Source organism: Pseudoxanthomonas mexicana, from assembly GCF_010093385.1.
Classification (GTDB): Bacteria; Pseudomonadota; Gammaproteobacteria; order Xanthomonadales; family Xanthomonadaceae; genus Pseudoxanthomonas_A; species Pseudoxanthomonas_A mexicana.
Genome location: NZ_PDWV01000080.1, coordinates 1 through 11,083 on the forward strand (window position 1 = coordinate 1; position 11,083 = coordinate 11,083).

Below are 11,083 nucleotides of genomic sequence, written 5' to 3' on the forward strand. Positions count from 1 at the left end.
GCTCGATCACCTGCTTCACCGCTTCGGCCCGGAACTCATCTGTGTACTGCTTGCTGTTGCCCATAAACACCTCGGTCATTGCCATCAATTATGGCAACCGGATGTCTACGAAAGGCTGGCCGGTCCACCCTTGCCGGCCAGCTGTGCGTAGTCGAAATCGTCGCGCTCGATCCGGCAGCTGCTGGCGATATGGTCCTTGACCAGACGCAGCCACTCCATCTGCTCCGGCGTGAACGCCGTGGCGCGGCGTGCATTATGACGGAACACCCAGTCCGCGAACCGCTTGTCCACGCTATCCGCGAACGGCCGCAGCTCGTCATCCATGCCCAGCGCGAAGCGCACCAGCGACACCAGATCTGTCAACTGCCGGCGTACACCGCTGCCCCGCACCTTGCTCTCCTGCACCCGCGCATAGGCCGACCACAGTTTCTCGGTCGTCAGCATCAGCGGCGGGCGCTGCAGCGCCTCATGCAGTTCCTCGACCATCTCGAAGGTCAGCGCACGGCGGCTGTACGGCTGGGCATAGAAGAACCCCAACGCGGCAATCTCCTCCCGGTGCGTCTCCAGGAATTCCCGGAACCGACCCACGGCCGCCTCCGCATTGGCCTGCGCCTGCGCCGCGAACTCGCTACGTGTCACCGCGTCCAGGTTCACGTGATCGATCAACTGCTCGCGCTCCCGCCGCGCGGCCTCGATAAGCTCGCGCAGGGCGGGGGTATCGAATGGCGCACACGCCGTATCCACGCGCTTGCGCCGCGCCGCGTCCAGCTCGTCCGGCGTCAGGTTCTCCGCGCTCCGCGTGATACCCGCCGCCGTGGCGATGTCCACCGCATCGGCCGCAATCCGGTCCGGGTCCACCGCCTGCCCCAGCCCGCGGCCCAGGTCCTGCAGCCCGATGCCGCCGCTGGCCTGCTTGATCCGCGCCAGTGCCTTGTCGTCCAGCTGCTTGGCGAGGCGCACCAGCCGGTTGCCCAAGCTCAGCACCGTGTCATCGTCCCGCGCGCCCACCGCCACGCCCTTCAGCAAGCTATCCAGGCTGAGCCCGGGCTTTCGCTCCAGCGGGCGGCTCTCGGTCTTCAGCGACTTCTCCACGCCCACCGCATCGATCAGCACGAAGTGGGTCTTGGCACCCTCGGCCGAGTTGCTGACCTTCTTCAGCGTTTCCGCATCCAGGCTACGCACGCCGCGGCCCTTCATCTGCTCGTAATAGCCCTTGCTGCGTACGTCGCGCATGAACAACAGCACTTCCAGCGGCTTTACGTCGGTGCCGGTGGCAATCATGTCCACGGTGACGGCGATGCGGGGGTTGTAGTCGTTGCGGAAGCTCGCCAGCACGCTGTCGGCGTCGTCTCCCGGCACCGGTTTTCCGGTCTCCGCATCCGTGCCAGCGCGGTAAGTGACCTTCTTGCAGAACGCATTGCCCTCGCCATACACCTCCCGGACCATCCGGATGATGTCGTCGGCATGGCTGTCGGTCTTCGCAAAGATGAGTGTCTTCGGCGTCTCCTTGCGCTGCGGGAAGATGGTGGTCTCGACCGCCGTCTTCATCGCTTGGATCACGTTGCGGATCTGGCTGGGATTGACGACCGACTTGTCGAGATCGGTCGAGCTGTAGGCGGTGTCTTCCTCGGTCTGCGCCCAGCGCTTGGCGCGCGTCTCACGGTCGCGGTGGTCCACCCATTCCTTCGCTTTCAGCTCCGCGCCCTTGGCGGTGATCTCGGTCTCGATCTCGTAGACGTCGTAGCCCACGTTCACGCCATCTGCCACCGATTGCTCGTAGCTGTACTCGGCCACCACGTTTTCGTTGAAGAAGCCATAGGTGCGCTTGTCGGGCGTCGCGGTCAGGCCGATCAGGAAGGCGTCGAAGTAGTCCAGCACCTGCTTCCACAGGTTGTAGATGCTGCGGTGGCACTCGTCGATGACGATGAAGTCGAAGGTCTCGATGGGAACCTGCGGGTTGTACTGCACCAGCTTTGCCTGGGTATCCGTCTGGCCCAGTTCGTTGAGCGAGATGTCCTCGCCGGCTTCGGCCAGTTCGGTGCCCGACAGGATCGAGTACATGCGCTGGATGGTGCTGATGCAGACCTGTGCGTGTGGATCGATATGGCTCGATGACAGCCGCTGCACGTTGTACAGCTCGGTGAACTTGCGGCCATCGTCCGGCGGGGTGTACGCCATGAACTCCTGGTGCGCCTGCTTGCCCAGGTTGCGGGTGTCCACCAGGAACAGGATGCGCTTGGCGCCGCCGAACTTGAGCAGGCGGTAGACCGAGGTGATTGCGGGGAACGTCTTGCCGGCGCCGGGGGCCATGTGGACCAGGGCGCGCGGCCGGTTCTTCGCCAGCGAGGCCTCCAGCCCCGTAACCGCACCGATCTGGCAGTCGCGCAGGTTGCGCTCCGGCAGGGGTGGCATGCGGGTCAGGCGACGGCGCAGGGTGTCGGGTTGCGCGGCCCATTCGGCCAGCGTCTGCGGCCGGAAGAAATGGAACAGCTCACGTGCCCGCGGGGCAGGGTCGGCCCCATCGGTGAAGAAGATGAGCCGGCCTGTGCTTTCGTAGAGGAACCGCAGCGGCTGGTTCCCGTTGCGCCACTTCAGGGTGGCATTCGCATAGCGCTCGGTCTGGGCTTCGTGGGTGCTGAGCTTGGAACCGTCCTCGTCGCGTTTGGCCTCGATCACGGCCACCGGCTGGCGGTCGACGAACAGCACGTAGTCCGCCGGGCCGGAGTCGGTGGGGTACTCCCTGACGGCGATGCCAGGTCCGGCTGACAGGTTCAGCTGTTTGGTGTCCTGGACTACCCAACCCGCCGCTTCAAGTTTGGAATCAATGAGTTGGCGGGCTTTGGCTTCGGGGGTCATCCGGGATCCTCGAGGGGGAGCGGGCCAACGGGGCACGGTAGGGCGACGACTAGGATAGTCTCAATTGAACCGCCTCCCCAAGGCGGCCGGTTGGGGTGAGCGCACGCAGATGAGGGGGGAGAGCGTCTGTATGCCACCGATGGAATGCCCCGGCGCCACGCGGCATCACACGCCAGGTAAAGGAGTTGGGGATACCTGATGTTGCGTGGACGCCGGTAGCCGACACTCCCTCTACTCACACAAAGCCTGACCCGTCAGCCGAAAAGCCTGGCTCAACACACACTAGGACTCGCGCGTCAGGCTCTTGGGCTGGCTCAACACACACTAAGCCTCACGCGCCAGGCTTTTTGGGTGGCTCAACACACACTAAGGCTGGCGCGTCAGGCTTCTCGGCTGGCTCAACACACACAAAGCCTGAGTCGCCAGGCTTTTTGGCTGGATCAACGCACAGTAGAGCTGGCGCGTCACGCTTTTTGCCTCAGACGGCATCTTTCATGTGAGAAATCGCACATTAGCGTGGACGACGTCGCATCAGCCCTCGTGCGCGCTACGCTGCATGCGCCGGTCGGACCCGGCCGGCACCACCAAGAACACGACTAAGGACAGACCCATGACGCAGAACCGCATCAGCCTGACACTCGGTGCCGAGACCGTAGAGCGCATCCTCGCTTCCATCACCGCACTGGAAGCCGATCTCCAGAACCTGATCGCCCTCACCAACGACGAGCGCCGCGACATGTTCAAGATGGGCACCAAGTCGCATGCGTTCTGCATGACGGCGCTCGCGGTCGCGGAGCAGCACGCGGGCATCATGCCGCGCGATTTCGACATTGCCGCCTTCCGTCAGGACCAGATGGCCCTCGACGCCCTGCGTCCGTGTTCCCTTCGCCTGGCGCAACTCCACCAGCGCATCACCGACACCGAACTCGCCCTCGGCAGCGACCTGATGGCCGCCGCGCTGGAGGTGTACGGCGTGCTGAAGGTGGCGGGCAAGGACAAGGGCGTGGACGAAGCGCGCCGCGAACTTGCCTCGCGCTTCGCCCGCCGCAAGGCCACCGCCGAGCCCGTCGGCGAAGCCGTCGTCGACGCCTGAGCCTGCGCCGCCGCGCCACCCCAAGGCCCCGCAGCGCGGGGCCTTTTTTTTATGCGTCCGCCTGAACAGAAGCCCCCGCACAGGCCACCACCCCTGCCAAGTTTCACGGGTCGCCCACGCCGACGGGCGGTAGGGTGGGGCATCGCCATCAGAACACCCACGTCCATGGACAGCGCCTCGATGGCAGGCGGTGCGCACGCCTCGGCGGAGCAGCGCCTCCGCCTGTACGAAACCCTCCTGCAGACCACGCCCGACCTGGTCTACATGTGGGACCTGCAGCACCGCTTCACCTACGCCAACGCCGCCCTGCTGGCCATGTGGGGCAAGACCTGGGACGAAGCCATCGGCAGGAACTGCCTGGAACTGGGCTACGAACCCTGGCACGCCGCCATGCACGACCGCGAGATCGAACAGGTCATCGCCACCCGCCAGCCCGTGCGCGGCGACGTACCGTTCAACGGCACCAACGGCCGGCGCATCTACGACTACCTGCTGGTGCCCGTCATCGGCCCCGATGGCGAAGTGGAAGCCGTCGCCGGCACCACCCGCGACGTCACCGAACGCAAGCAGCACGAAGAAGCCCGCCGCCGCAGCGAAGAACGGCTGGCCGCCATGGTCGACGCCACCACCGACCTGGTCTACCGCACCAATGCGGACTGGAGCGAAGTGGACATCGTGGGCGGCAGCCTGCTGCTGGGCCGGCACGGCTCGCTCACCCCCGCCTGGCTGGAGGTGCTGGTGCACCCCGACGACCGCGACCTGGTGGCCGACGCCATCGCCCGCGCGCGGGCCACCCAGAGCACCTTCAGCGCCGAACACCGCATCCGCAACGAAGCTGGCGGCTGGTCATGGATCGCCTCGCGCGCCGTGCCCATCCGCCCCATCGGCGGCGAGGTGACCGAATGGTTCGGCGCCGCCACCGACATCACCGCGCGCCGCCAGCACGAAGAACACCAGCGCCTGCTGCTCAACGAACTCAACCACCGGGTCAAGAACACCCTGGCCATCGTCCAGTCCATCGCCCTGCAGACCCTGCGCCGCGCCGACGACATCGGCTTGGCCTGCGACCGCTTCGAAGCACGCCTGCACGCACTGGCGCAGGCGCACGACGTGCTGACCCGCCAGCAATGGGAACACGCCCCGCTGCACGACATCGTGCGCACCGCCATCGCGCCGTGCCTGCAGGGGGACGAGCCGCGCTTCGACATCCACGGCCCGCCGATGGAACTGGAACCGCAACGCGCGCTGGCCCTGTCGATGGCCCTGCACGAGCTGTGCACGAACGCGATGAAGTACGGCGCGCTGTCGGTGGCGCAGGGGCGCGTGCGCATCCACTGGACCTCCGAGCCGCAGCAGGGCCGCCGCAGCCTGGTGCTGCACTGGCAGGAAATGGACGGCCCGCCGGTGGTGGCGCCGGCTCACCGCGGCTACGGTTCGCGCCTGATTGAGCGCGGCCTGCGCCACGACCTGGGCGGCGACGTGGCCCTGGACTTCCAACCCGCGGGCGTGCACTGCCGCATCACCGCCCCCATGCCCGACCTAGGAGTGGCCGCATGACGACGACCGACCCCGCACCGCGCGTGCTCATCGTGGAAGACGAATTCCTGCTGGTGATGCTGCTGGAAGACCTGCTGCCCACCCTGGGCTACACCGTGGCCGGCAGCGCCGGCTCGGTGGAGCACGCGCTGGCCAAACTGGATACCGCCGACGTGGACCTGGCGGTGGTGGACGTGAACCTGGCCGGCGAACCGTCGTTCCCGGTGGCCGATGCGCTGCGCGCGCGCGGCGTGCCGTTTCTCTTCACCACCGGCTACGGCCAGCAGGGCCTGCCGGAACGCTTCGCCGATGCGGCGGTGCTGGCCAAGCCGTTCCGCCGCCAGGACATTCAGGACGCCCTGGCCGGCCTGCGCCCGGCGGCCTGATTCCCGGACGACGGCGCGCCGCGTCAGTCGGCGGCGTCCGGCTCGCCGTGCACGTAGTTCACGCCCAGCTGCCGCGACAGCGCATGCAGGCGGCGCAGTACCGACGAACGCAGGTGCATGGGTGCGTGGTCGTATACCTGCGCCCACAACCCGCGCAGGAACGCATGCGGGTCGCCGATATCGGCACCGGACACCACCAGCATTTCGGCATCGGAAAGACGCGCGTCGATACGTTCGTGGCACAACATGCGCTGAAGATTGCGGGGGCCTGCGTCAACGCGCCGTGCGCACGGCGTGCCCGCGTTCAGCCCGCAGTCGTACTGCGCGGTACAGCGTGACTGCCTGCTGAAAATCCACAGGCCACCATCACGTGTGGCCAACGTCTGCATGGCGACGCTGGACGCCCGCAAGCGAGGACTCCGCCATGCATCGCACCCCCCACGACGCCACACCGGCCGCGCCCAACCCGATCGAACGACAACGCCGCCCCGAGGGCGACGTGATGCCCGGCGAATCGCACGGCAAGCGTACCGACGACGCGCGCAACGACCCTGAAGTCGAACCCGGCGCGAAGGACGGACAACCGCGTCGCCATCCCCCGCAGATCTGAGGACACCGCATGACTCCCCTCGACAAACCGCTCCGACGCGAACTGATGCTGGGCGACCAGGCCTACACGCTGACGATCGATCCCACCGGACTGAAGCTGGTGGAGAAAGGTCGTCGCAACGGCGTGGAGATCCGCTGGGCCGACCTGGTCACCGGCGATGCCGCGCTGGCCGCCGCGCTGCAGGCCTCCACGGAGCGCACCTAGGCGCGCCACGCCGACGCGCAGGAGGACCGACATGACGAACACCCACGGCATCACCGCGCACGGCACACCGAAGCCGAGCGAACCCGGCACGCCGACACCGCCGGGCCGGCCCACGCCGCCCGGCACGCCGTCCGAACCGGGCATGCCCAGCCCGCCCGGCACGCCCAGCGATCCACAGCGTCCGCCGCCGTCGGAACGGCCCCCGATGCCACGCGATCCGGGCGATCCCGACGACGTGCCGGTCGGTCCCGATCCACCGGAAACGCAGCCGCACATCGACGACCCGCGCGATCCGCGCGGCCTCGCCAACTGACATGCGACTGCGCATTCCATCCCAGGGGGAAGACATCACCGATCACACGACGCAGAAGGAACAACAGGACGTGCTTATGCGACTACCGGATTTCATCCAGGCCAACATGCAGCGCATCCTCGACGATGCGGTGGACTTCGCCATCACCCAGGCGCCGGAAGGCGCGCAGTTGAACCACAAGCGCCTGCGCAACGCATCCCACTGATCCTGCGCGACATCGTGGCCGACCTGCGCACGCCGCAGAGCGCCGCCGCGCAGCGCGACAAGGCGCAGGGCCGCCCCGCTGACGGCACCGGCCCGGAATCGGCGGCCAGCAGCCACGGCCGCAGCCGCGCCGACGACGGCTTCGGGGTGAACCAGATGATCGCCGAATACCGCGCCCTGCGCGCGTCGGTGCTGCACCTGTGGGCGGCCGACCAGGCGCTGTCCGGCGATGCCATCGACGACATGATGCGCTTCAACGAAGCCATCGATCAGGCGGTGGCCGAATCGCTGCTGGAGTTCTCGCGCACGGTGGAGTCGTGGCGCAACGTCTTCCTGGGCGCGCTGGGTCATGACCTGCGCGGCCCGCTGGCGGCCGTGGTGGGCACCGCCGAGCTGCCGGCGGACACCGCGCAGGGCACGCCGCACGCGCACCAGGCCGCGCGCATCCTCAGCGGCGGCCAACACTTGAGCCGGCTGGTGGATGGCCTGCTGGACTACAGCAAGAGCACGCTGGGCGCGGGCATGCCGCTGCACCGCATCGCCTGCGACCTGGGCGAGGCGGTAGCGGCCGAACTCGACCTGCTGCAGGCCGCGCTGCCGGAGGCGCCCCTCCGTCTGCAGGTGCAGGGCGCCACGCACGGGTACTTCGACGATGCGCGCATCCGCGAGGCCGTGCACAACCTGGTGACCAATGCCGTGAAGTACGGCGAACGGGCCGCGCCGATCGACGTGGCCCTGCCCGGCGATGCGCGCAGCGTACGCATCGCGGTGAGCAATACGGGCCAACCGCTGTCGTCCGACGTGCTGCATGCGCTGTTCGACCCGTTGCGGCGCGGCTCGCTGCCGGCGCACAAGGGCGAGCACGCCAGCCTGGGGCTGGGGCTGTTCATCGTGCGCGAGATCGCCATCGCCCACGGCGGCGACGTGGCCGCGCACGTGGGCGAGGGCGTCACCACGTTCGTGATCCACCTGCCGCGCGGTGACAGCCCCGCTGCGTGATGGGGGCGCAGTGCGCGGGGTCTGCCGTCGTGAACGTGCATCGCGCGCGGCGGTTCACCTGCCGTTTCGCGAAACGCCCCCGTGCGCTCACGGCGCGATCATCAAGCTGAGCGCAGTGCACGCGGTGATCACCTGGAATGCGGAGTATCGGTGCCACTCCGCACGCGCGGCGATGCATCGCCGGCGAGCGGAATGGGGCCGTGCAATGTCGCACGGCTTCATCACTGCACAGAGGACTTTCCAGATGACACGCGATACTTCGCAACGTGACGCCAACCGCGACCCCATCACCGGCACGCCGGGCGCACATCCCGTGGGCGTGGGTGTGGGCGGCGTGGCCGGCGGCCTGGCCGCCGGCGCGGCGGCCGGCACCGTGTTCGGACCCATCGGCACGCTGATCGGCGCGGCGGCCGGCACCGTGATTGGCGCCGCCGCGGGCAAGGGCGTGGCCGAGCGCATCGATCCCACCGGCGAGGTGGATTACTGGCGCGACGCGCACCGCACGCGCCCGTATTACTCGGACCAGTACGACTTCCAGCGCGACTACGCCGGCGTGTACCGTGCCGGCGCGGTGGCGCGCGGTGAATTCCCGGAGCAGTCGTGGGAAGAAACCGAACGCCGCCTGCAGGCAGACTGGGAGGCCGACAAGGGCGAGTCGCGCCTGGACTGGGAACACGCCCGGCCCGCCGCGCGCGATGCCTGGGAACGCGCTGACCGCACCTATGGCGCGTATGCGTGGAGCGACGCCGCCTATGCGCAGCACTTCCAGAAGGCGGCCTACCGCCAGGACGGCGATGCGTTCGACGACTACCGCCCGGCGTATCGCTATGGCACGTATGCACGCGGCGAGTACGCCGACCGCGAATGGGACGACCGTCTGGCAGCCGACCTAGAGCGTGGTTGGGACCGCTTCAAGGGCGGCTCGAAGCTGACATGGGAACGGGCCAAGCACGCGGTGGCCGATGCGTTCACGCTGGACCGCACGCGCCCGCATTGAGGGATCTCCCGTGCGCCTGCCGGTATCCGGCAGGCGCATCGGGTAGCGATGGAGGGGATGAGATCGCAGGCGCATCACGCGATGCGGCGCCGTGCGCCTCAATGCGCCACGGTGTCCTGCGCATCGGGATAGTCGCGTTCCGGATCGGGCCTGCCTTCAGGCGTGGCCTCCGGTGGCACGGGTTCTTTCCAGCGTGCCTTGTCGTTGCGGTACTTGTCCGGCGTGTCGGGCTTGGCGGCGTCGCTGTGCTCGTTGGGGCGGGGTCGGTTCGACATGGCGGTTCTCCTGCTGCGTCTGGCGGATGCGTGGCCGCCTTTGTCGGTGCGGCACGACGGGCGCCTGCTGCCTCGTCGCGGCAGGCGCCCGTCGCAGGTGGAGCGTTGCGCTCAGCGGTAGACGCGTTCGCAGCGGCGTTCGACGATGCGGTCGCCCTTGGTTTCCTGCTGGTTGCCCTGTACCTTGCGGCCGATCGCGCCGCCGGCCACGGCGCCGCCGACGGTCGCCACCTTCTTGCCGTTGCCGCTGCCGATCTGGTTGCCCAGCAGGCCACCGATCACCGCACCGATCGCGGTGCCAGCCACGCGGTTGGGATCACGGCTGTTCTGCCGCACTTCCACGTTCTTGCAGACCACCCGGCTGCCGTCGTCGAAACGGCGGCCTTCGTCCTGCGGACCATACGTCTGCGCCGCCGCGGCCGACATCACCGACATCAGGCCGACGGACAGCAGATAGCGGGGGGTGTTCATGACGCTTCTCCTGTGGGGAATCGCAGGGGCAGGCTGCGCGCGCGCTCGCGAACGCGTGGTGAAAGCAGGGCGCCTGCATTCATGCGCCAGTACGGCCTTCGTGACGCCGGTACGACAAACATGACGCGGGACTGACGGCAACCGGCTGCATTGACGGCGGCGCGACGCCGCATCGCCTAGCGTGGTGGCATCCACGACGAGGAGCACGCCATGCATACGCCGGAAGAACTGGAAAAGAAGCTGTGGAAGGCGATCAAGTCCGATCGCACGCTGATGTTGGGCCTGGACGGCGCCGAAGACGGCCATACCCGGCCGATGACCGCGTTGCTGGAACACGAGGGCCGCGGCCCGCTGTGGATCTTCACCTCCACCGACAACGTGCTGGCCCAGCGCACCCAGGCGCCGCAGCGCGCCATCGCCACGTTCGCATCGATGGGCCATGACATTTTCGCCAGCCTGCAGGGCGCACTGGTGCGCGACGACGACCGCGCGGTGATCGAACGCCTGTGGAACCCCTTCGTCGCCGCCTGGTACGAAGGCGGCAAGGACGATCCCAAGCTCGCTCTGCTGCGTTTCGATGCCGAGCATGCGGAAATCTGGCTCAACGAGCAGAGCCTGCTCGCCGGGGGGAAGATGCTGCTCGGCGTGGCCCCGAAAGAGGACTACCACGACAAGGTCGCTGAGGTGAACCTGCGCGGCTGAGCGCCGCGCACGTAGGCCGGAAGTCATGCGTTCCCCAACGGCGCCTGACTCCGGCCCGCCGCGGTGGCCGGCCTGCGCGCCGACCCGCGTGATCAGGGAAAGAACCGACGTGCCGGAACAGGGGCCAGGCCGCGGTGATCACGTACCGGATGCCACGCCCCATGCTGCTGTACTCGCAAACCCATCTGCACAACCTGCTGGACCGCCTGGAAACCAGCGACGCCCGCACCACCGGCCAGCTCGAAGCCCTCACCGTGTGGGTGGCGGCGCTGGTGCAGAGCCACCCCGACGGCGAACGCCTGCGCGCGACGGCGCAGGCGCTCTCTGCGCGCAATCCGTTCCGCGCGCTGTGCCAGTACCAGGAAGAAGTCGCCGCCTACGACGCGACGTTCTGCCAGCTGCAGTCGCTGGCCTCGCTGACCGACCCGCCCTTGCCC

General features: G+C 68.1%; 15 protein-coding genes. 11 read left to right on the forward strand and 4 right to left on the reverse strand.

All coding sequences use genetic code 11. From position 1 onward, the window contains the following. Positions 1-105: 105 nt before the first annotated feature. Positions 106-2,856 (reverse strand): type I restriction endonuclease subunit R, encoded by a 2,751-nt coding sequence (locus CSC76_RS17950; protein WP_162111325.1) that lies wholly within the window; start codon positions 2,854-2,856, stop codon positions 106-108. A gap of 610 nt (positions 2,857-3,466) precedes the next feature. Between CSC76_RS17950 and CSC76_RS17955 the strand changes: the two genes are divergently transcribed. The 3 genes from CSC76_RS17955 (at position 3,467) to CSC76_RS17965 (ending at position 5,871) form a co-directional block, all read left to right on the forward strand. After that, the gene (locus CSC76_RS17955) at positions 3,467-3,949 is read left to right on the forward strand and encodes a hypothetical protein (RefSeq protein ID WP_238395085.1); all 483 of its coding nucleotides are present in this window, start codon (positions 3,467-3,469) and stop codon (positions 3,947-3,949) included. 165 nt (positions 3,950-4,114) lie between these two features. Then, positions 4,115-5,506 (forward strand): sensor histidine kinase, encoded by a 1,392-nt coding sequence (locus CSC76_RS19450; RefSeq protein ID WP_379606143.1) that lies wholly within the window; start codon positions 4,115-4,117, stop codon positions 5,504-5,506. Further along, complete coding sequence (locus tag CSC76_RS17965; protein WP_162111326.1) at positions 5,503-5,871, forward strand: response regulator; 369 nt, start codon at positions 5,503-5,505, stop codon at positions 5,869-5,871. The genes CSC76_RS19450 and CSC76_RS17965 overlap by 4 nt, the downstream gene beginning before the upstream one ends. Before the next feature lie 23 nt (positions 5,872-5,894). Here the strand turns inward: CSC76_RS17965 and CSC76_RS17970 are convergent, their stop codons facing one another. Further along, the gene (locus CSC76_RS17970; protein ID WP_162111327.1) at positions 5,895-6,119 is read right to left on the reverse strand and encodes a hypothetical protein; all 225 of its coding nucleotides are present in this window, start codon (positions 6,117-6,119) and stop codon (positions 5,895-5,897) included. Positions 6,120-6,295: 176 nt separating this feature from the next. Between CSC76_RS17970 and CSC76_RS17975 the strand changes: the two genes are divergently transcribed. From CSC76_RS17975 to CSC76_RS17995, 6 genes are all read left to right on the forward strand, one after another. Next, positions 6,296-6,481: a hypothetical protein gene (locus CSC76_RS17975; protein WP_162111328.1), complete on the forward strand. Its 186-nt coding sequence runs from the start codon at positions 6,296-6,298 to the stop codon at positions 6,479-6,481. 9 nt (positions 6,482-6,490) lie between these two features. Further along, positions 6,491-6,685: a hypothetical protein gene (locus tag CSC76_RS17980; protein ID WP_162111329.1), complete on the forward strand. Its 195-nt coding sequence runs from the start codon at positions 6,491-6,493 to the stop codon at positions 6,683-6,685. A 31-nt stretch (positions 6,686-6,716) separates the two neighbouring features. Beyond that, complete coding sequence (locus CSC76_RS17985) at positions 6,717-6,998, forward strand: hypothetical protein (RefSeq protein WP_162111330.1); 282 nt, start codon at positions 6,717-6,719, stop codon at positions 6,996-6,998. 76 nt (positions 6,999-7,074) lie between these two features. Then, complete coding sequence (locus tag CSC76_RS19305; RefSeq protein WP_274382107.1) at positions 7,075-7,203, forward strand: hypothetical protein; 129 nt, start codon at positions 7,075-7,077, stop codon at positions 7,201-7,203. A 14-nt stretch (positions 7,204-7,217) separates the two neighbouring features. Beyond that, positions 7,218-8,201, forward strand: coding sequence for a sensor histidine kinase (locus CSC76_RS17990; RefSeq protein WP_238395086.1), 984 nt, complete (start codon positions 7,218-7,220; stop codon positions 8,199-8,201). 244 nt (positions 8,202-8,445) lie between these two features. Continuing rightward, positions 8,446-9,198: a hypothetical protein gene (locus CSC76_RS17995; RefSeq protein ID WP_162111331.1), complete on the forward strand. Its 753-nt coding sequence runs from the start codon at positions 8,446-8,448 to the stop codon at positions 9,196-9,198. Between the two features lie 98 nt (positions 9,199-9,296). Here the strand turns inward: CSC76_RS17995 and CSC76_RS18915 are convergent, their stop codons facing one another. Together CSC76_RS18915 and CSC76_RS18000 are read right to left on the reverse strand one after the other, a co-directional pair. Continuing rightward, complete coding sequence (locus tag CSC76_RS18915) at positions 9,297-9,473, reverse strand: hypothetical protein (protein ID WP_202923568.1); 177 nt, start codon at positions 9,471-9,473, stop codon at positions 9,297-9,299. Positions 9,474-9,584: 111 nt separating this feature from the next. Continuing rightward, a complete protein-coding gene (locus tag CSC76_RS18000) occupies positions 9,585-9,944 on the reverse strand; it encodes a glycine zipper 2TM domain-containing protein (RefSeq protein WP_162111332.1) in 360 nt (119 codons plus the stop codon). A gap of 210 nt (positions 9,945-10,154) precedes the next feature. Here CSC76_RS18000 and CSC76_RS18005 point away from each other — a divergent pair, with 210 nt between their 5' ends. Together CSC76_RS18005 and CSC76_RS18010 are read left to right on the forward strand one after the other, a co-directional pair. Further along, a complete protein-coding gene (locus CSC76_RS18005; RefSeq protein WP_162111333.1) occupies positions 10,155-10,646 on the forward strand; it encodes a pyridoxamine 5'-phosphate oxidase family protein in 492 nt (163 codons plus the stop codon). Between the two features lie 161 nt (positions 10,647-10,807). Beyond that, positions 10,808-11,083: hypothetical protein (locus CSC76_RS18010; protein ID WP_162111334.1), on the forward strand; the 276-nt coding region annotated here is incomplete at its 3' end.